Origin of the sequence: Nitrincola tibetensis (assembly GCF_003284585.1) — a bacterium.
Taxonomy (GTDB): Bacteria; Pseudomonadota; Gammaproteobacteria; order Pseudomonadales; family Balneatricaceae; genus Nitrincola; species Nitrincola tibetensis.
This window is the reverse complement of the sequence record NZ_QKRX01000002.1, coordinates 149,267-171,036: the sequence shown is the minus strand read 5'-3', so window position 1 is coordinate 171,036 and position 21,770 is coordinate 149,267. Positions and strand designations below refer to the sequence as shown.

General features: G+C 45.6%; 17 protein-coding genes. 1 reads left to right on the top strand and 16 read right to left on the bottom strand.

Annotated features, from left to right (window positions below):
* Position 1: 1 nt before the first annotated feature.
* The 10 genes from DN062_RS02945 to DN062_RS02900 form a co-directional block, all read right to left on the bottom strand.
* On the bottom strand, positions 2 to 493 hold the full coding sequence (locus DN062_RS02945) for a TRAP transporter small permease (protein ID WP_112157397.1): 492 nt from the start codon (positions 491 to 493) through the stop codon (positions 2 to 4).
* Between the two features lie 78 nt (positions 494 to 571).
* On the bottom strand, positions 572 to 1,699 hold the full coding sequence (locus DN062_RS02940) for a C4-dicarboxylate TRAP transporter substrate-binding protein (RefSeq protein WP_239995672.1): 1,128 nt from the start codon (positions 1,697 to 1,699) through the stop codon (positions 572 to 574).
* A 411-nt stretch (positions 1,700 to 2,110) separates the two neighbouring features.
* Positions 2,111 to 3,277 (bottom strand): type II toxin-antitoxin system HipA family toxin, encoded by a 1,167-nt coding sequence (locus tag DN062_RS02935; RefSeq protein ID WP_112157395.1) that lies wholly within the window; start codon positions 3,275 to 3,277, stop codon positions 2,111 to 2,113.
* Complete coding sequence (locus DN062_RS02930) at positions 3,270 to 3,563, bottom strand: helix-turn-helix domain-containing protein (RefSeq protein WP_205126634.1); 294 nt, start codon at positions 3,561 to 3,563, stop codon at positions 3,270 to 3,272. Before DN062_RS02930 ends, DN062_RS02935 begins: the two co-directional genes overlap by 8 nt.
* Before the next feature lie 76 nt (positions 3,564 to 3,639).
* On the bottom strand, positions 3,640 to 4,857 hold the full coding sequence (locus DN062_RS02925) for an MFS transporter (RefSeq protein ID WP_162301239.1): 1,218 nt from the start codon (positions 4,855 to 4,857) through the stop codon (positions 3,640 to 3,642).
* Positions 4,858 to 4,881: 24 nt separating this feature from the next.
* Positions 4,882 to 5,787: a DMT family transporter gene (locus DN062_RS02920; protein ID WP_112157392.1), complete on the bottom strand. Its 906-nt coding sequence runs from the start codon at positions 5,785 to 5,787 to the stop codon at positions 4,882 to 4,884.
* A 320-nt stretch (positions 5,788 to 6,107) separates the two neighbouring features.
* On the bottom strand, positions 6,108 to 6,950 hold the full coding sequence (gene kdsA, locus DN062_RS02915) for a 3-deoxy-8-phosphooctulonate synthase (protein WP_112157390.1): 843 nt from the start codon (positions 6,948 to 6,950) through the stop codon (positions 6,108 to 6,110).
* A 33-nt stretch (positions 6,951 to 6,983) separates the two neighbouring features.
* Positions 6,984 to 8,027: a capsular polysaccharide export protein, LipB/KpsS family gene (locus DN062_RS02910; RefSeq protein ID WP_239995671.1), complete on the bottom strand. Its 1,044-nt coding sequence runs from the start codon at positions 8,025 to 8,027 to the stop codon at positions 6,984 to 6,986.
* 157 nt (positions 8,028 to 8,184) lie between these two features.
* The gene (locus DN062_RS02905; protein WP_112157388.1) at positions 8,185 to 8,682 is read right to left on the bottom strand and encodes a GNAT family N-acetyltransferase; all 498 of its coding nucleotides are present in this window, start codon (positions 8,680 to 8,682) and stop codon (positions 8,185 to 8,187) included.
* A complete protein-coding gene (locus tag DN062_RS02900; protein ID WP_112157386.1) occupies positions 8,673 to 8,939 on the bottom strand; it encodes a type II toxin-antitoxin system TacA family antitoxin in 267 nt (88 codons plus the stop codon). The genes DN062_RS02905 and DN062_RS02900 overlap by 10 nt, the downstream gene beginning before the upstream one ends.
* 441 nt (positions 8,940 to 9,380) lie before the next feature.
* Here DN062_RS02900 and DN062_RS18505 point away from each other — a divergent pair, with 441 nt between their 5' ends.
* Positions 9,381 to 9,548, top strand: coding sequence for a hypothetical protein (locus DN062_RS18505; protein WP_156460550.1), 168 nt, complete (start codon positions 9,381 to 9,383; stop codon positions 9,546 to 9,548).
* Here the strand turns inward: DN062_RS18505 and DN062_RS02895 are convergent.
* From DN062_RS02895 to DN062_RS02870, 6 genes are all read right to left on the bottom strand, one after another.
* The gene (locus DN062_RS02895; RefSeq protein ID WP_112157384.1) at positions 9,545 to 10,528 is read right to left on the bottom strand and encodes a glycosyltransferase; all 984 of its coding nucleotides are present in this window, start codon (positions 10,526 to 10,528) and stop codon (positions 9,545 to 9,547) included. The genes DN062_RS18505 and DN062_RS02895 overlap by 4 nt on opposite strands.
* Entirely contained in the window at positions 10,519 to 12,618 is a 2,100-nt protein-coding gene (locus tag DN062_RS02890) for a glycosyltransferase family 2 protein (protein WP_112157382.1), read from the bottom strand. Before DN062_RS02890 ends, DN062_RS02895 begins: the two co-directional genes overlap by 10 nt.
* A gap of 192 nt (positions 12,619 to 12,810) precedes the next feature.
* Positions 12,811 to 13,347 carry a hypothetical protein gene (locus DN062_RS02885; protein ID WP_112157380.1) on the bottom strand — a complete coding sequence of 179 codons (537 nt, stop codon included), beginning with the start codon at positions 13,345 to 13,347 and terminating at the stop codon, positions 12,811 to 12,813.
* Positions 13,348 to 13,370: 23 nt separating this feature from the next.
* Entirely contained in the window at positions 13,371 to 15,512 is a 2,142-nt protein-coding gene (gene gspD / locus DN062_RS02880; protein ID WP_112157378.1) for a type II secretion system secretin GspD, read from the bottom strand.
* A gap of 280 nt (positions 15,513 to 15,792) precedes the next feature.
* A complete protein-coding gene (locus DN062_RS02875) occupies positions 15,793 to 18,768 on the bottom strand; it encodes an EAL domain-containing protein (protein WP_112157376.1) in 2,976 nt (991 codons plus the stop codon).
* A 17-nt stretch (positions 18,769 to 18,785) separates the two neighbouring features.
* Positions 18,786 to 21,722, bottom strand: a complete 2,937-nt coding sequence (locus DN062_RS02870) for a CheR family methyltransferase (protein ID WP_205126633.1) — start codon at positions 21,720 to 21,722, stop codon at positions 18,786 to 18,788.
* Between the last annotated feature and the right edge of the window lie 48 nt (positions 21,723 to 21,770).

Below are 21,770 nucleotides of genomic sequence, written 5' to 3'. Positions count from 1 at the left end.
ATTAATATCGATTTGTTAACATTAAGGGGATGCGTGCTACGCAAACGATCATGGCAACAAACAGAGCAGCAGGCACGAAAAAGTAAGCAGGCCAAATCGGAATCACTAGGTTCAACGACATTATGTATGACCCCAGATTATACTGTTCAACGGCCTGTACCCAGGTTGCGACGCCAAGTAGATAATAAATAGCCGTCGATAATAGGCTGGTTAAAACACTCAGGATAAGAAAACCTAATTTTCCATATAATTGCGTGAAGGCTTCGACCGCTATCATATTTTTAGACCACTCCACCCAGCCAAGCGGTAATAAGGCCAGCGCGACCATATAATATCGAGTGACAATACGCTCAGTTGCGGGAACAGAAATGTTGAATGTCGTTCTTAATACGACATCCAGCGTAATGTGTAACATCATTGCCACAACGGCAATAATACCAATCACCATTAAACTGAAGGTTAGTTTTTCAACCAGCTTTGCTAATAAAGACATACCCACGACCCTAGATACAAAGTGACGCAGCGTGATGCCACTGCTTATGGCATCACGCTCCATTTAGAGACAATGACGCTACAGCCCGTATTGAGACAAATCTTGTGAATCCCATACTTCGCGTTGAATAGCGTCTTGCATTAAGATTGGATCATGCTCCAATGATTCTGCAATCGTCTCCCACTTTGCAACAAGCGCTTGAAAATGCTCAATTTTAGCTTTGGCTCCCGTGACCCCGAAGCGCGTCTCTGCTAAGGACACAGCGGTGTCCACATCGGCGATGACAAAGTCAGCCGTTGCTTGAATAAAGGATTCTGCAGGTTCAAGCAGGTCGATGCTTTTTTGAGTTGCGATCTGCTTTGATTGCTCCGCCATTTCAACCCAGCGGCTCGTCGTGAGCATGCTGGTTGTATTGGATGCTTTAATAATGGCAGATCGATTATCCAGAGACATCGAGCCCCAAGTATCTCGACGTACGGCATGATCGATTAAGGAATGAAACGTCCCCATTTCAATGAGCGTTGCATGCTTAATCACATCTTGGAGATTAAAGGAAATGAGATCGGATAAAGACGTCACTGTACCTTCAATAATTCCTTGTGACAGTGCTTCAAAGGCCTCACCTGTCGCCATGCTCACAGGAGTCGCTCCCATCGCCTCGACCCAACGGGCATGCTGAGGTGTCGCCACACGAATACGCATACCACGCAAGTCTGATTCGGCTGTTACTGGTTTCGTTGTCAGTAAATTGTAGGGATTGGCATGTGAGCCTGTATACACGATTCCGAGTGCTTTGAGCTCTGCTTGGCAATCTGCGCAAGTCACAATATATTCAGTAATGGCAGCGGCCGTTGCGTGTGGATTGCCTCCCATCAAGGATAAATCACCCACTAGGTTAAAGTTGGGTAAATCAGCTGGGAAATAGGCTGGAAGAAAAAGTCCAACCTGTACCAGCCCACTGCTAATGGCGGTACGCATATTGGCTAAATTAACCACCTCCATTCCCACCAACTGCCCTTTTAAACGCCCATCAGACATTTCAGGTAGCATTTTCTGGAATTCGGTATACAGCGGATTATGAGCAGGTTGCATCGGCGGCAGCCCAGATGCTAATCGAAGCTGCTGAGCGAGAGAGGTTTGTGAAAAAATAGCACCCATGAGTGTGGCGGCAAGCGCCACTCTCCTAAATGATTTACGCATAGTCATTTTATTATCCTATTGTTTTTTTGACATGCCGATTATCCTGATACCCGTATCCATTTTAGATAGCTTAGGTATACAGATACTAAAATTAGAGGCACATCATTTATGCTATGACCCATGTCTTGCACATACAACTGAACCACCTTCCACCCAGTCCGGTGACAACCTCAATCGATGTTTAAGCCATGTGTCTTATGATTATTTTAATCGCACGCTTTTGTAAGTAACGGCGTAAGTCTAGGAATAGAGAGATGGGCACGCAATCAAAAACTAACCTCAAGTGCACTAGGTGCACCGCCAACATTAGGCTTCTCTGTAAGATAATTGCTGCATGCGCTTGGGGGTCATCGGCAAATGAACGGCCGCGGCAAGAAAAGCTAATAACGCGCTTGCAATCAGAGCAACGTCGTCAACTCAACACTCTGTCATTCTGGTCAGTAAATGACTAAGCACCTGCTTTTTATCATCATGGAGCTCCTGATCAAGCCTTTCTTGAATCATGAGCGCCGTCTGATTGAGCGCAGCCAAACATTCGTCATAATGCTTTTCTGCTTGTCTGAGCGTCAACTCACACGCATTGATACCAAATTCAACTAGATGCTTGCGCCCCCACCACTTTTTACTCCCCATTAAGGTAAGTGCTGCAATGTCGTGTTTGATATAACAGGTGGTACTGACAACGTCGTACGCGGGAGCTAAACGGACAGTATCAACAGAATCATACATCAGGCCAAAGTTTTTAAGATGAGCATCTCCATTTTGAAGGCGCGTGTTCAACACGATCATTTTATAAAATTGTACAAGAGAAGCCTGCTTGAAAGCAGGCGATGTAAAAAGCTTAATCGTTTTTACAACTTGCTCATAACTACCACTGTACTTATCGTCTCGATGTTTTGCCTGCAAAACGCACATATCCTCAAAACCAGGATGCGGTCCGTCTGCGTTCAAATCGAAACGCTTCATAATGAACAACGCATCATCATCCGACAGATAAAACTCCGGTACCGGTATCCCAGAAAGCTGTACCGCTTGCATACAATAATACTCATTAAGGGCAAGTTGCGGATACTCAGCACCCCACGCTTTTACGATGTAATCATCTACAGATAGAGTGGCTTTATTTTGAATCTGAGCCAACACTTTAGGCTGTACACCACTTAAAGGCGATCTAAGTGCAAAGCGACTGACAAGCTCATTAAACAGCTGGCCATCTTCGGGATGAAGAAGCTGATCTAATGTCAGTGGCTGATCGCCATCCGCCTGAAAAGCAACATTCTCCCTGTAGTTTAATCGGCCATGGATATTCATCGCTAAAAGCTTGAGTAAACCAAAATCATCGGTTTCGGTCAGCTTGCTAAAGTGTTTTTGAATAACGGATCTTAAGTAACCCTCGGGCAGGTGCATCTCAAAGATAGGATGGAGTTGGTGATGTGTATAGCTCGCGTGACGAACAGGCATCGTCAGGGATACAGCATCATCTGCTTGAGCATTCGCATTGTAATTAAAGATGAATTGTTTATGCTCTCGGACTAAACGCCCTGTCATTCGACTGGAAACACACACCTTCAAACCGTCATCCATCCCTTAACTCCTCAAATGTTGGAAACGAAGACTTTTCTCGAAGGCGAATTTCATACCCCAACAAATCGATAATTTTAAGTAGCTTACGCGTACCTACATCCCCCACCCGGCCATTTTCAAGCGCATTGAGAGTCGCTCGTGAAATTCCAGCATAATCGGCAAGTGCCTGCTGGGTCAGCTTTTTATTCTTTCTTAAGCGAGCAATCTGCTGGCCAAGCTCCAAATAATCCATAAAATGACCAAAATACTTTACAAATAAATAATTTAATTCGATATTGTAAAGCATTTTAGTCTTTTTTCTTATGTTTGTCAGCTAATCAAACATTTCTAGCCCAGATAATCACACCCAACAGAATACGGGATTAGGCTTCTCTGTAAGATAATTGCTGCATGCGCTTGGGGGTCATCGGCAAATGAACAGCCGCAGCAAGAAAAGCTAACAACGCGCTTGCGATCAGAGCAACGTCGTACGAACCATACCACTCAAATGTCAGGCCCGCCCACCAACTGCCAAAAAACGCGCCAATTTGATGACTAAACATCACAATACCAAATAGTGATGCCAAGTTCTTAGTCCCAAATAGATGCGCCACCGCGCCGCTGGTTAAAGGAACAGTCGATAACCACAACATCCCCATAATTCCTGAGAAAAGATACAAAAGCTGATCGGTAATCGGCTGGGTTAACAGCATTAAAATTAAGCAGCCTCGTAGCGCGTAAATCACGAACAACAGACCTGGCTTATGCCAACGATCCCCCGCCCATCCAATTAAAATCACACCCACAATATTCATCAAACCGATTATGGCCAGGGAGTCGGATGCGACGCTCGGCAATAACCCGCAATAGGCAACCAAGCCCGACATGTGCACGGTAATAAAGGCAATATGAAAGCCGCAAACAAAAAAACCAAGACTGAGCAGTTGATATTCACGTGACTTCATTGCTTGCGCAATTGCCTGCCAATCAAATATTCGCAGTGGTGCGTCATGGGCCTGCCGAGCAGGACGCACGCCATCACGCAATAAGCCGATCAACCCTAAGATCAACAGCGTGGTTGCAGCGAAGACTAAAAAGGTACTGACCCAACCTTGTGAAGGCGCAAGATAGCCCAAAAAAATAGCATATAAAAACTGCCCTAACGAACCGCCTGCACTGGCGATGCCCAAGGCCAAAGTTCGTTTATGTGCCGGAAAACGTTTACCGACGGCGGCGAGAACGATCGGGAAAGTCGTGGCTCCCGTACCAATGCCAATCAACATAGCATTGCCGACAAAGAACATCGTACTACTGGCCGCTAATGCGGCCACCACTAAGCCAGCGGCATACAGCAGTGCGCCAGCCAGTAGAATTTTAGCCGTTCCATAGCGCTCCGCTAAAGCACCTGCAACGGGAGATACAGCGCCCCAAAGCAGATTCTGCATTGCAAAGCTAAACGACAAGTCCGAAACAGAGATACCTAAGTTAAGGCTAATGTCTGGCACCAGAAGCCCTAAGGATAAGCGTACTCCCATGCTGTAGGCCAGAACCAAGCCCCCGGCAAACACTACCCACCAAGGATTAAGATTGGATTTTGTCATTTTCATCGTCACCCCAGTCAAGTCCTAACGCACTCTATTCGCCCAGTAGACACCAAACACCGTCATCACCATACCCACCAAGGCCAATAGCGTCATCCGCTCATCAAACAATACCCATGCCTCTAAGGCGGTCAATGGCGGCACAAGATAAAAATAACTGGCTGTTCGCGTCGACTCACCTGCTCGAATCATCAGCAATAACAGTAAGATCGCACCAACTGATAAGACCAACACGGACCACGCAAGCGCTAAAATAAAATCTCGATGCCACTCAACAGCCCCTTCTCCCTTAATCCATACACCCAGAAGCATGAGTCCAAAACATCCCGCATATTGAATAAAAGAAGCCGCTAAAAGAGGTTGAGGTTCGCATACCTTCTTCTGATAAAGCGTCCCTAGTGTAATCCCCACTAAAGCCAGTAAGACCCACAAAAGTCCAACCCAAGTAATGCTGATTTGCTCCAAGTCCATACCGGAAGTCTGCTGCAATACCAACACTACACCGATAAGCCCCAAAAATAGGCCTAGCCACTGGCGAAAGCTCAGTTGCTGCTTCCAAATTACGAACACAAGAACGCCGGTCAACAAAGGTTGCAAGCCAACCAAAAGCGCTGTTAAACCCGCAGGCATGCCCAACTCTATTGCTGAAAAAACACCGCCTAAGTAAGCACCATGAATCAATGCACCTGCCAACAGTTGTTGTCGCCACAGACTCAGACTTCGTGGTAATTGAATCGAAAACATTTTCAGCAATAGCAAAAAACACAAAAGATTAAACAGCATGCGCCAAGCAAGAAAAGAAAAGGGTTCACTGTAGGGCAATCCGTATTTTGCTCCAATAAAGCCTGTGCTCCACAACACAACAAACACCCAAGGTGCCGCACGGATTAACTTTGGCGATGAGAAAAAATTCTGAAGGGCTTGAATCATTATTATTTTTCCGTTGTGGACTTCAATTAAACGACTATCAAGTCTTCTTAACAACCATATCCTTATCTGTCGGATAGGACGGGCAAGGGTAAAAACAAGTCATTAAATCAAACGTTCATTTGAATTTATTTACATCAACATAAAAGCTAAGTATACTATGCGCGTTCGAGCAAAATAGACGCTAAAGTGCCCGAAGCAAATCAGAAAAACAAGTAGTGCTCGCCTTCTCCTAACGTCCTAGGTATGAGCGCTCACCGAAAAGGAAGTCGGTTATGAGAGGAAAACAAGCAAGGATGCTGGGTTAACCTCTCTCTTTTTTATCACTCAATATTCAAAGCAGGAAAACTCTTCACCAGATCATCGATCGCCTTTATCTGCTTGAGGAAAGGTGCAAGCTGATCCAAAGGTAACGCGCTGGGTCCGTCGCATTTAGCTTTAGAGGGTTCTGGGTGTGCTTCTAAAAACAAGCCCGCCAGACCAACAGCCATACCCGCTCTTGCTAAATCAACGACCTGCTCACGACGACCACCCGAAGCAGCCCCCGTTGGATCACGCTGCTGAAGAGCGTGTGTTACATCAAAAATAATCGGCAAATTGCCCGATACTTTTTTCATCACACCAAAGCCCAGCATATCGACCACTAAATTATCGTAACCAAAACACGTACCACGATCACACAAAATCAGCTGATCGTTACCCGCTTCTTTGAATTTTTCGACAATATTTAACATTTGTGCTGGGCTTAAAAATTGTGGCTTTTTAATATTGACGGGCTTCCCAGTTTTAGCCATTGCTACGACTAAATCCGTCTGGCGCGCCAAAAATGCGGGCAATTGAATGACATCTACCACTTCGGCTACAGGTGCGGCCTGATATATCTCATGTACATCAGTGATGATAGGCACATTAAACGCCGTTTTCACCTCTTCAAAAATCCGTAAACCTTCCTCCATCCCAGGCCCACGATACGAATGAATCGAGGAGCGATTAGCCTTATCAAAGCTGGCTTTAAAAACGTATGGAATGCCTAAGTCAGTCGTTACTTTGACGTAGGCTTCACAGGCGCGCAATGCTAAATCGCGTGACTCTAATACGTTCACGCCACCAAACAATACAAATGATTGAGCATTATCAACGCCAATACTCTCGGTAATTCTAATCATACATTCCCCTGTTAGTTTGCCACACAATGGGCACTAAATTCTTTTTCTAATCAATCGATAAAGACGTGTTTTTAATGTTGGACGCAAGCTTTGCATCTTCTGTCGAGCCAGCTCCTCTAGCGCACACTCAACCTCAACTCTGCCCTTTTTACCCTGTAAAACATAGATGGGGTATAAAATTAGCGTTGCGGCTATTAATTCATGCAATGAACGTCGAGCTGTTCTTCGTTCGGAAACAAAATGATCCTGCGTTAACCCCCATCCCGCATAAAAAGGCAACCCATAGGTCACCACTGGGATCTGGCGAATTAAGGCTTCAAAGCCCGTTAATGAAGTGATGGTGTGTACCTCATCGACTTGGGACAAAAGGGCTGGCATCCCAATATCCGTGACCTGCAAATCACAAAACGCACTGGCATCAACGTCGTTCACTTCACCTACGCGCCCACCCCCAACAACATCTGGATGAGGCTTATAAATAATAAACGCCTCGGGGCAGTGTGACCTTACGCGCTGCAGCAACTCAAGGTTTGTTTTAACCTGTGGACTGCCCAATCGAATTGAAGCATCCGTCTCAACCTGCCCAGGCACTAAAATAACCCTCCTGTTTTTAGGAAGATCTAATGCCTTTGGAAGACCCACATTGTATTTTGAAATGCCTAAGCTGATCAATCGCTCAGATACTTGGGCAGCCTTTGTTAGCAATGCAGAATCCATCTGAGCCTCATTCAAAAGGCATTCTAAATCCGAACTCTGAGTTGAATCATAGTAAATCCCTTTGGAGTCTAGCACCAAGGATAAAGGCTCAACCAAATCAACACCCAAGCCGACAGAGCGTACAAAACCATCTTCCATTCGCCATAACCTTGCACCGCGCAGATGCAAGGCTTGCTCTAACTCGGGTGTCACTCGATTCGACCAGATGACAAACTGATCACCTGCGTTCACCAAATTCAACTCCAGGCGATCGATAAACCGTAACTGAAGACCTGCGTCGAAGAAATTAGGAAGAAAACCTCGTTTCCAACGAGAAAAGCCGACGAGGGTAACTGGCTGTGAAAAATCAAAGGGCGTCAAAATACATAGCCTGATTAATAGTTTGGCGATCACTTTAGCAAAACCTTGCTATGACAGCAAAGTGGGCTTAGTCAGTACAGAAAACACCTACAGCGAACAATAATAAACTCATGATCATCCTCCCCAGCCTTAAAAGTGTGCCGCAAAAGTCAGCAAGCTATAATGTTTTCTCGATATCGCAAATCCGTGCCATCAATACAAGAGGATCAAATGCTGATTCTTTGAAGCCAAATTTTTTGTAGAACATCTGCGCACTGTGATCGATAGCATGAACCAAAATACCAGCACCTCCTACTGCGTTCATTGCTTGTACAGAGCGCAATATGCAATCTTTTAAAAGACCCGCAGCAATGCCTCGACCGTGATATGCGCTATCAACTCCAAGTCTAGCCAATATAACCATTGGGATGGGGTCAGGGCTATTTCTTATTAGCGAGCTGAATGCTTGCTCTCTTGATACTGAGCCCATGGCAATTGCATAGTAACCAATGACTTGGCCAGTCGTCGTATCATTGACCACGTATACCCTCGCGGTTCCCCGCCTTTGACTCTTCAAGGCTTGCTTGCTTAACCAGGTATCTAGCTCTTCAATTCCACATTGAAACGGATCGAGCTGATGCTCATCAGTCAGTAGTGTTGGTGCACTTATTCCCAAGGTGCTTTCCTATTAAAGAGATCTGTCATACCTTCAAGAGTCTGAGGTTCTGCACGAAGTTCGAGATCGAATGCCTCAAAGGCTTTTGCTTCAAGAACAAAATCCCGCTGTTCGGCGAGTACATTATGTGCTTCATTGAGTGCCGCTTGTTGAATGAACACAGTTCTATCCACTTTTTTCAAGCTTGCTGCAGCATCGATAATATCTCTTACCGATGGCAGTACCCGCATGTTGATTGGAGCTGTTTTTGTAGCCATAACACCATCCTGTATATCTATTTAATACACAGTTTAAGTGATTTTGTGGTGTAGTCAATAGATATACAGGATACCCCTTCGCTCTCTTGCAGCTTACTTTAAGTAACCGCTCAGCAAACACACTTACAGACTTTAAAATTACTAAAATGCGTTCACCCAAACCAAAAGCTTTATTCAAAAAGCTGACCTGTATTTCAGGTTCTTCTGGATAATCATGTGCGTATTGGTTTCGCATGTAGATGTCAATATCACCACCACGCGCATCAACCTCAACACGAGAACCAAACAACAAAATGCGACTTTCTCTACCAAAGTATTGGCGTAGTGTAGTGGCTATGATTTCTTGTTGCTTAGGTGTCAGAGGCACTCTATTTTGCATAGTATTCTTCGACTTAAAAAGTTTAGCGCAGCAAGGAAATCACAAAAAATCTCTTGATTGACTTGGCAACATCCAAAAGCTTTAGGCTCAGAGGTGCAGAATCTATTATCGACAATATCGCCGATGGAATTCTCGATTACCTGAAACGATCAGACGAGGTTAACTTACTTGATGGCTTAAAGGCATCTATTACTCAATCAGTTTCTCGTGCCATGGCTTTAGTTGCCTAACTACGCTCTACTTCAGCAAGCAGCGCTCTTCTTTGCTGAGCATCATCTATTAAAGACGTAATCGCCGCCACCCAAGCTTCTTGATCCATCTCAACGAGTAGGCCATTGACCTTATGCGTCACTAATTGACGATAAACGTGACTATCTGAATACACACCAACAGCCCCTGCTGCCGTAATGTCAAAGTACTTCGTCGGTGCTCTAGCCGCATTGACCTTAGTATCTAACAAGGGAGCCAGCCCTATCAGACGCTTCGATTCTTTCAACATACGTTGATAAGACAACCAAGACATAGGATGTAAAACACGAATTTGAGGGAATTTAAGGCACCGCCGTCTTAACTTATCATCCCCTATCAACTCAATTGTCACCTGCGGATGCGTTTGCAGAACTGATTCAAACACGGGCAGTAACCAATCAATTTCAGCTCTATGCGACGGCGAACCATGATAAAAAATGATCGGCAACGACAGAGAAAGATCTGCATCATCCTCCCCGTATGGCGATACTGGATCGATCAAGGTTAAATGACATCCAGCCGCACACCAATCTCTGTACTTGTCAAAGAGATAAGGTGTCGAGACCCATAAATCGGCCTTTTTCTGTTTAAGCCAAGACTGATGTCGATAGGCAAATCGATACCACTTAGAGCAATAACCCCAAGATAAAGATGCCAACACCTTAATATCAAACAGATCATCATCAATAAATATAACCAATCCTGCCAACCGATGGCGATAGCTATCAACAAACATCTTCCATTTTGACGGAATATAACGAACAAATACCAGGATTGAATTCTCAATATCAGAGATGTTCGGTGCATCACTCTGCTGATAACAGGTGAAGTCAACAGCAAGCCGCTTTAGTAAGGGTTTAACAAAAAAATCTGAAGAAGGGTTTGAGCCTTCTTCAACAACAATATAACGTCCATGCTTAATATTGCATACAGCGTCAACCCTACTATCTGTCACTCCCATGGTCGCTTAACTCTAGGATTGGCATTGAGTGAAAAGTCCGAACGCACATAATTCAAATTCGGATTGTAAAAGGGATCATTGCCAATGATGTCCTTCCAACGTTTTCGCATGTAGTTGGCTTCTCGCTTACCGCGTCTTCTCTGCTTAAGACTTTTATCAATACCTCTGGACACAGATTCATGATGATAGAGTTCTGCATAAGGGGTAAACAAAACACGTAAACCAGCCTCACGAACTCGTAAGCAATAATCCACATCATTAAATGCGACGCATAAATTATCAGCATCTAACCCTTTTAGAGTCTCGAAGACGCTCTTTGGCGTTAACACACAGGCGGCGGTCACCGCTGATAAATCCTGAGGTAAAACAGCACGATGCATATAACCTGGGTCGTCGTACGCAATTGCACCGTGTAAGTGATCAGCACACCCACCTCCACCGATTAAATCACCCGCGTGCTGCAGATGATTATCGCTATACAACAGCCTTGCCCCCACTGCACCTACGTCCGGTTCAGCTTGCATAATCGACAGCATCTCGAATAACCAGCCAGGCGTAATTACCTCTGTGTCGTTATTCAATAAACACAGATACTCTCCCTGCGCAAAAGAGGCTGCAAAATTGTTAATCGCTGAAAAATTAAACGCATGAGCGTAATGTACAACCTTCACATTTTCGTAACGTTGTTGACAGTTACTCATAAACGCCAAAACGTCTGCTTCATCCGAATTATTGTCAACAATAATTATTTCGTAAGAAACACGCTCTGTTTTGGCTAAAACCGATTCAACGCAGGGCTTAAGCAGATGTAACATATTACGGGTAGGGATAATAATGCTGACCTGCACATCCGATTGCACTAACTCATAATGAAGCCGAAAAAAGCCAGATTCCATAATCGAAACGCGCGCATCAATCTTTTCAAGCAATAAAGTTTTCTCTAACACTGGCTTTTCAACATGAGCGTCAAAGAACGTCAAATACGCCTCATTATGGCTCCACAACACCGAGGGGATATGCACAACGCTTGGCGTTTTCGAAAGACATCCCGCGCTCAGCATTAACCCATAGGATGATAAACGCGTATATTGTTCACCTTGAAGGTAGTCAGTGACCTGCACAAGCGGAAACAATAAAACATTACCCGGATACGCCGATACTTTAGCAAACATTGATGACCAATCCGGCTTAAATTGCGGATTAACTCTTTCACCTTGTTCATTCAATACATCGTGGTCGCTGTACACCATGCTAAAGTCAATCTGACGGATCGCTGAGTCAATAAACCAAGTCAGCGCATGCTGACTCAAATAGGCGCCTTTCCCTAACCACAAAACCAACGCAGAACTGGGTTGCTGCTTAAGCTCCGTAAGCAATCCCTCTTCCGTAATGAACCTGTCCCCCGTCAAGCGTTTAGAAAATTGATCCTTTTGATTTTCATCCGCAATCAGCACCAAGGTTTCAAACTGTCTATAGAGCTGTCGAGTCAGTGACTTAAGCGCATCTTCTAATTGAAAAACACCATACTCACGTGCGTCTACAAGCACAATTACCTTGGGCGCTTTACTTCGAAGCTGAGCAGAATACGCAATGATACTTCTGGCCTCTTCTGGCGTTACTTCATCGAAGTCACCTAACCACTCGTCATAATCTATGTTTGGCGAATGATTTCTAAACCAGGAAGTAATCTGGTAGGCCTTAGTGATCGACAACAAGGGCGTGTACCAATAGAGCCCGGCCCGATAACGCCGAAAGCGATGAATATTTTTAAAAGCAGGCCAAACACGCTTTGACATTAAATACAAACGTTCAGGCCAAAGAACACGACGCAACTTAACCACGATAGCATCCTGCTCCACAGAGTCTTGTGATATATCCAGATTAAGTAGGGTCATATCCGCTGGTAAATATACCAACTCAAAAAAGCTGCCTGTTTTTGAAAGATGTAAAGTAAAACTTAGGGTCTGATAGCGCGACTGCGCTGTAAAATTAACCACTCCCATATTTCTCAATACGGGTAAACGCCCTTTTATTGCAATCCAACCTTGCTTAAGAAGGACCGAATCGTCACACACTGTGTGCTGCATCATCAATGAAACAACCTGTCGTAATGATTTTTATTTGTATTAAAGTTTTAATAAATTCAATAAGATCAAATGGTATGTAATGTTACAGACACAATCAACTAAGAATCAGATTAGATCTCACTTTACCCATGATTAATTGGGTAAAGCGAGTTTGTACAGCAGAAGGTCAGAATAAAAAACAATGAGAAGTGGAGGCTACTCGATCGCCACTCTCTCCCCTAAGTGTCCTGGATTTGTAATCTCTCGCTCGACGCTAAGGTCATCAGGATCAATAAACTCACCCACACGGCCAGGTACTGTAATGGTGCGTTGCAGCGTTTCATCGTCCGGATCGATCCAAGTACCAATCGCCTCAGAACGCATCAGGTTGTATTGAAACGACTCATCATCAGGGTCAATAAACTCACCTTGCCCTGCAGAATCACTTGGCTGGATAACGCGATGATGCTCCAACTCTGCCAACTGAACATCTGGGTCGACCCTTTCGACTCGCGCATGAGACAGGGGGGTCAGGGTTTCTAAACGTGGAGTCTCTTCAGAGCCACTTATTAACCCTCCTGATACCCTCTCAGAATCCGTTAATCGATTTGAGTATAGATCATTTTTTTTACTGTCGACCACAAGAGAAGAATCGTCTCGACTGACGGCGATATCCTCAGGACTAAAAAGCCAAGCGACACCTCCCGTCGCTAAGACAACTAAGACAACCATTGAGTATTTCAGCACACTCATCGCTTTTCCTCCATTTATAGAGCTTACTCAAACACCAAACCCGACATCCGCGAGCGCATTTCTCGGCTCACATCACGTAGATCCTGCTCATTGGATAATACACGAGGGGTAATCATGACCAACAGCTCGGTTCGGTTAGTCGTATTTCCAGTTGCGCCAAACAAATTCCCCATTACTGGGATATCGTGCAGAATAGGCAAACCTGAACGTGTTCTTGACGTGTTATCACGAATCAAACCACCTAGAACAACCGTCTCACCCGAGCGAATCGCCACTCGGCTGTTAATGTTGCGCTCTAAGAAACTGCGCTGTCCCGTCGCAGTGTCTTGTTGACCTACGTCTGTGACCGACTGCTTGATTTCCATATTGACCATACCACCTGCATTCACAGACGGCGTCACCGACAGCATGACACCTGTATCTTTATACTGAATGGAGGAGGTAATGGTTCCGCCATCTGTCACCGTCTGAGCTGAACGTATTGGCTGCTGATTACCTACTTGAATTGTTGCCGTATGGTTGTCCAGTACCAAGACCGATGGTGTCGATATCACGTTAACTAAAGATTTCTCTGCCAAAGCATTAATCACCGCACGAATCGCACCTGCAGGATTTGTAACTGTGAATGAAAACCCAGGGACTCTCGGTCCAATAGGATCATCCGACAAATTTAACAGTGCATTGCCTCGCCAACCACTGCCCAAACTTTCTTGCAAAAACCACTCTAAACCATAGCGCAGCTCATCGTTTAGAGAAACTTCAATGATGCTTGCCTCAATCAACACTTGAGACGGCGCAATGTCTAACTTTTTCAAAGCTGCTTCTATTTTTCGAAACTCTCGTCGATTGGCATAAATCAATAAAGCATTGCTCTGTTCATCCGCAACAATTCGCACATTTTGTGCTAAATCGTAGTTGGTTGAGGTCGGCCCAGTAGACGCAGGCAATGCCGTTTGTGCACTCGCGTTCGAGCTACCTATCGTACTACCGCTAGATATCGGGTTTGATGAGGGTGGTGTTGCGGCTCCTGAAGAAATACGTGACGCTGTGAGATTAGGGGCCACGCCAGAGTCAGCCGTCTCGCCACTGCTCGGTGACTGTGAAAAAAGCTTACTCATTAGTGATGCTAGATACCCAGCCGACCCATTTTGCACCGGGTACACAAACAGTTGCTGCTCAAACAAATGATCTGGGGGCTGATCTAAGCGCTCCATCCACACCTTCACCTGCTCCAGATAATGTGATCTGGGGGTAACCACCAACAAACTATTTAAACGCTCTACTGGAATAACGCGAACCAAGCTCGAAATATTCCCATCTCCCAGCACTTCCTCGCCCATCAGCGCCTGCAGCATGGTGAACGCTTCTTGAACTGGCGCATATTGGAGCGGAAACACGCCGACCGACATACCTTTTAGTAGATCAATATCGAAGGTCGAAATAATCTCCAGCCAACCATCAAGCTGTTGGCGTGTGCCGGCCAAAATCAAAAGATTACGGCGGGGATCAACACGCACAAATGCAGAGTCACTCGCAACAGGCCCTAAAATATCGGCCATTTCCTGTGCGCCAATAAAACGCAAAGGAATAACCACATTTGAATAGCCTGCATTGCGGTCATTCGCGGATGCGATGCCTGGCATTAAGCTCGACATGGAAGCACCCGCACCCACAAAATATCGGCCATTATTGTCCCGAATCATAACAGCGCCATTGGCCTGCAATAAGGACTCCAGTGTCGATAACAACTGATCTTGAGGAATCGGGGAACGCGTTCTTATCGTGATATTGCCAGACAGCGGATGCTCTATCACATAATCGAGCTTGAGAATTTCACCCAATATAATATGCACAACTTGGGTAATAGGGGCTTCTTCGAAACTAAGGCTGACATCTTCGCCAAAAAACCGCACAGGCTCAGATGATGACGGCGCGCGAACGACTTGGTCGTTGCCTTTGTAGAGTTGTGGAAGAGTTGGCGCAATTGATTCAGACTCAATTTCCGGACTGGCGGAATAAAGACCGACTTGACTCTGTGACATCAACACAGGTTCTGTACTTGCTAAAGGCATGGGATCAGAAACTGGTTTAAGTGTTGGTGATTGGCAAGCACTTAACAAAAAACTCCCAAGAATAGGGACCCAAATAGACGTATTCCTAGCCATTAATTTCACTATTATCCTGAATATTTGCCCGAATGTGCATTGAGCCGCTTAAACCCTAAAGCATCAACAGCAAGAGTGTATCGAAATGCTTAATGAACAGCCATTACTATACTACTTTACTACTTTGCCCTTAGTCGTGGTAGTTCAGTGACGAAAACAAAGCAGCGGTCATCGGAATCATAAAAGTTAACAACCTACTGAAAAACTTAAAATCGGCCAAATCCGGAGCCTGAATTAGTACTGACAGTTAGAGAGAGCTTTACCAGCAAATAAGTGCGGCCTAGTAAAACTCTTTTAGGTGTTCGAGTAACTCGTCACACAGACTATGAAGCTCACTGATGCGGCTATTTAAGTCATCGAAGTGAGCATCGCTCTTCAATGCTATCAGCTCAGCGGCCAAGCGGTGGATCTCTAGATGCAGTACCTCCACAGGATGGTTGGTGCATTCGCCCAAAATCAAAGCACGGCCGCTATGATCCAACCAATGGCCGAATCGGCATTGTTGAGCATTCATTTCGGGTGGTGTGTCACTTTTTCCAAACAGATAATCAGCCATTTCTGAAATCCAAGCTCGATGTTCTACAACAGCAGAAAGCATCGGCAAGCGTTCCTTGCTGATTGGTTTAATCGCTTTCCATGAGGGCGGTACATTCCATGTACAGAACCATCCTTGCAAATCCTGTGCTGGCATCGGCCGCGCGATGGCGTAGCCCTGAGCCCATTCGTAGCCAAGGCGTAAGAGCATCTCACCATGGGCAATTGTTTCAACGCCTTCTGCGATAATCTGGCGGCGAAATGCGGTCGCTAGACCCAGTACACCTTCCAGAATAGCCAGATCATCCGGATCATCAAGCATGCCACGGACGAAACTCTGATCGATCTTAAGCAGATCAGCGGGCAACTGTTTTAGGTAAGTCAGTGCTGAATAACCCGTACCGAAGTCATCTAGAGCAAAACTCACGCCCAGTGCCTGACAAGATGCCATCACTTGCGACACTTTGTTATAACTCTCAAGAGCGCTAGTTTCAAGAATTTCCAGCTCCAACTCGCCGGGATTGACCCCAGGATGCCGGGACAACAGCGCTTGTAAACATGAAACGAAATCAGGATGCTGCAACTGCAGAGCACCGACATTCACGCTAATCGGAATGGATAGTCCATTCGAACGCCAAGTTTCAATCTGGGTTAACGCACTGTCGATCACCCATTCACCTAAATCGATGGCAAGCGGATGATTTTCAATGACTGGCAGAAATGCCGCCGGTGGCAAGAGCCCGTGCAGCGGATGCTGCCACCGTATCAGAGCTTCCACACCGATTAAGTCGCCAGTACGCATATTGACCTTAGGCTGGTAGTACAATACGAACTGGCGCTCAGCTAGTGCTTGCCGGATGTTTTCAAGGTTTTCGTAATGACCCCGCACGTTGCGGTGATGCTCGTCATCGAAGATGTAATAGCGGTTTTTGCCAGCCTGCTTAGCTTGATACATAGCCAGATCGGCCTGGCGCAGCAGTTGATCAGCATCAACCACTTCGTTCTGCGGATAAAAGGTAACACCTAGACTAGCGGAGACATTAAGCACGATATCACCGATCAGAAACGGCTGCGCTGCTACCTCTAGCAACCGTGTCACAATCTGGACGCTGGTCTCGACACTGGGCAGGTCAACCAACACGGCGACAAACTCATCACCACCGATGCGCCCAAGCGTATCACCATCCCGCAATACCTGTGTCATGCGCTTGGCAAGGGTTACAAGCAACTGATCACCCACTGCATGGCCATGGGTGTCGTTGACCTCCTTGAATCCATCCAGGTCAAGATAGGCAACCGCCAAGCGCTGCCCGCGCCTTGGAGCCTGGCTCATAGCTTGGCGCAGGCGATCGCCCAGTAAAAGCCTATTAGGCATCCCAGTGAGCGCGTCATAATGGGCGATGTATTCGAGCTGGGCTTGATGTTCCTTGATAATCGTGATGTCAGAAGAGAGTGCGATATAATTCTGAATATCACCATGCTCGTCACGCACAGCGGTGATTGCCTTCATCTCTACAATCACACCACCATCCTTGCGCCGATTCCATATTTCGCCATACCAGTGGCCATTGGTATGAAGTTCATGCCACATAGCCTCATAGAAGCTAGTGTCCTGCTTTCCAGAATTAAGGATACTCGGTTTTTTACCTATAACTTCTTCCCGGCTATAGCCGGTAATGTCAGTGAAGGTGGCGTTAACGTCTAGGATGTTGGCATCCCGATCGGTGATAACAATACCTTCGCGCGCATGTGTAAATACATTGGCCGCAAGGCGCAACGCTCTCTCGACCTGCTTACGCTCAGTGATGTCGTTGGAAATACAGGCAACGGCAAAGGGCTGCCCATGTTCATCAGGTAACGGAAACTTGTGACTCAAGAATGTGTAATGCTGACCTAGGTTATTTTCATAGCGATCTTCAGTGATCAGATTTTCACCAGTAGATAAAACATGTCGATCATGTTCTTGGTGCCGTCCAGCATAAACCGCATTGATTAAATCAGCACGGTTACGTCCAATCATTTCATCCACGCGACAATTTAATAATTGCGCGGTTTTATTGTTTGCCAGTAAACACTTTTCGTCTCGATCAAAGGCATAGATCAAGGTATCACTGTTATCGAGCAGTGTTTGCACAAGTTGGTGATAATGATTTAACTGATCTTCTGAACGTGTATCTCGGAGCATAATCAAATAATGATCGTCTAATCCATAAGGTGCAGGAAGCTTAACGACACTGCAATCGACTGAAATAGATCCAAAAGATTTTTTAAGATTAAGCTTATTCTGCGCAATATGGTTATGCCCATGGGCAAAACGGTTAAGTTGATCAGCGAGCCATAGTGATGATTCTGAATTAAACAGACGAAACAGTGAATGTTTTATAAGTCTTTGTGGGCCCGCGAAATCAAACAACGAGGCGACATAGATATTTGCTTCTTGCACCACGGCTGAGCGATCAACCACCAATGCCCCAACAGGCATACTATCAAAAAGTGTTAAATACCGCTGTCTGTCATGTTGAGCATAAAACTCGGATTCACGCAATTGAAGGTTCTGTATTTCGAGCTCAGCCTGATACACTCTCAGCTCTTCTAAGATCCTCGGACCACTGGATGGGTCTAGCGATTCGTCATTTTCTCCATCTAAGGGCCATGATGTACCATCACTCTCTGCTAAGGCTTTTTCAGCTTTTTTTCTTAAATCATCCAACGCTTTATTCATACGTTTCTCTGACTGCCTTAGTCATTTTGATGCAGTTCACTAATATTGGTATGACTCACCACCGCACCCAGTTCAAGATTACCTTTAATCAACCCAACATTCATAACAAACCAACGCTTTTCATTGGGTGAATGGCATTGATAAATCATCTGAAACATCGGTATCGAGCCTTCTAAAACCCCTTTTACTCCCTGATAGGCGCGTGCCACTGTTTTATCTTTACTGTTCTGTTGTAACTTCCGGCAAACATTTAAGTAATTCGACCCCGTGCTAGTTGTCAATAAAGTGGGTTCGCTGTTAGCGTTCGCAAAGCGCTTCCATGAAGCATTGACCATCGCAATGGTTCCATCTTGCTCTAAGACAGCAATATGTTCGGGTAATGCATCCATGATTGATTGTAGTCGTTCAGCATCCTGAAACGCTGAAATATCCACAAAGGTCGCAACAACACCACGCGCAGCACTTGAGGGTACTTTGTAAAACATGACGCGCATCAAATAGGCGCTCCCCTCTTCGGATAACACTTCTTTTTCCAGGGTTTGTTCACTGGCCAGTGTTAGTGCGAAGTCAGCCATAATGTCCGGATGTTTTAAGCGATGCGAAATCTCTTCTAGAGGTCGACCGACATCACCCTCTCGGAGTTTAAATATTGAAACAGCAGCAGGACTGAACCGCGTGATAATCAAGTGCTCATCGACAAATACCGTGGCTACACCGACCGCTTTTGCCATGGTATCTAAGTCTACGTTTAAGCGATTAAGCAGCATAACTTTTTCTTGATACTCTGCATTAACTGTATTTAGCTCTTCATTCACAGATTGCAGTTCTTCATTGGAGCTCTGCAACTCTTCATTGGAGGCCATCAGTTCTTCGTTGGTGGCTTGCAGCTCTTCATTCGATGTTTCCAGCTCTTCAATGGTCGCTTGCAAACTTTCTCGCGTTGCACCTAACTCATTCTGCAAGGCGTCAATCCGAGCCGTTGTTTCTGCACCTACATCGATCGAACCGGATAGTTCCAGTGTTGACGTTTGATGGACTACCGGACTTTCAAAACACAACAGCAGCAGACGCTCATTTGCATCGATCATGACCGGCTTAACCGTTAAACGAACTTGCCTGTAAGGGCCTTCATGGGCACAGGCGAAATGAATACAATCGGATTGCAATGTTTTCCAATCCTTAGATGCTTTGTACAACAGCGCTTGTGCAACCGGCACCAACGACTCGGGCAATATTCTGTTAATTTGAGTAGAGACTGCACCCGATCGCACTTTAAAAAACGGCTGTAGGTCACCAAAGAAATGCACCGCTTGATGGTTGTCATTGACCAAAATAGACGGGGGGGCATACAGATCTAATAACACCGAAGTGGATTTATCCAACACTGACAATTCTCGACTGGCACCCATCACTGAGCGTACAGCAGGATTGCCACGATATCCACCTTCAGAAGAGAGGCGCGTTGCATGCAGTGAATTCCCTTCGATCACGAAGGGCAGGGCTTTATCGTTACGGCGAAATAACTTTAACTTCGGGTTAATCTCTTCAAACCCTTTAGCAACGCAATTAATCGATTCACTTGAACCTAAAAACAGCACACCACCTGGTCGAATGGCGTACTGCAAACGATGCATAGCCCGCAGTTGCGCCTCAGGTTTAAAGTAAATTAAGGCGTTTCTGCAGGTGACCAAATCCATACGCGTAAAGGGTGGATCAGAAAGTAAGTTATGTTTGGCAAATACAATACATTGCCGCAGTTCAGGTTTAACGGTAAAACTATTACCCGTTTTATAAAAAAAACGTTCAAGACGTTGCACAGACAGCTCAGCTGCAACGGCTTGTGTGTACTGTCCAGCCGCCGCTAATTCTATAACATGCTGATTGACATCTGTGGCGAATATTTTTAGTTGCGGCCAACGGCGTGCACGGTCAAATTCTTCAATAAACAGCATGGCCAGAGAATAGGCTTCCTCACCCGTGGAGGTCGCCGCTGACCATACACGAATCATCGAGTGAGCATCAGCATTAGCGACCAGTTCGGGAATTACTGTCGTCGCCAGCGCATCAAATGCCTCTTCATCTCTAAAAAAACTGGTCACTGAAATCAATAGCTCACGTCGTAAGGTGGCCAGTTCTGTGTGATCTTCTTGCAACAGCATGAAATAATCACTGAAAGAGCTGACTTGACGCACCTGAACACGTCGTTCGACTCGGCGCAAAAACGTTGCACTTTTATAATCCCGAAAGTCGATGCCGCCGGATTGGAACAACAAAGTCATAATGCCTTCCATGGCTTCTTCTTCATCTTCAGGTGTACCTAACTGACCGGGTGAGACATGTGTCTTTTGCGCTGCTGGATTGGCAATATGCTCAACAATACGCTGTGCCAGTTGATCGACTGGTAACACTTCATCGACCACCTCCGTTGCCAAGACGCTTTTGGGCATGCCATCAAACTTTGCTTCGGTAGGCTCCTGTGCCACCACAAACCCACCGGCTGCATTAACAGCAACCGCGCCTCTTGAGCCATCCGAACCTGTACCCGATAAAATCACCGCAACACAACGGTTTTCGAAGCGCTGAGACATAGAGTTAAAGAAAATATCAATCGGCAGGGTTAACACATGTGGGCTTTTAGAGGTTAAGAGAAAACGATCCCCTTCCATGGACATTACTTTACCCGGTGGAATCAGGAATATATGATTTTCTTTCAATAACATGCCCTGCTCAACCACCGTTATACTCATTTGCGTATGGCGTGACAACAAGTCTTTCATAATGCTCTTATGATCAGACGACAGATGCTGAATGACCACAAACGCGGCACCGATATCTACAGGACAGTTACGAAAGAAATTCTCTAAGGCTTCCAGGCCACCAGCTGATGCACCAAGGGCAATCACATAACCGTTAAAGGTAGGCTCACTCTGAGTCACTTTATTACTTAGCTCCAACATGACCGCCTTTGATATAGCTTCAACCTTAACTTAACTTTAGAGTTT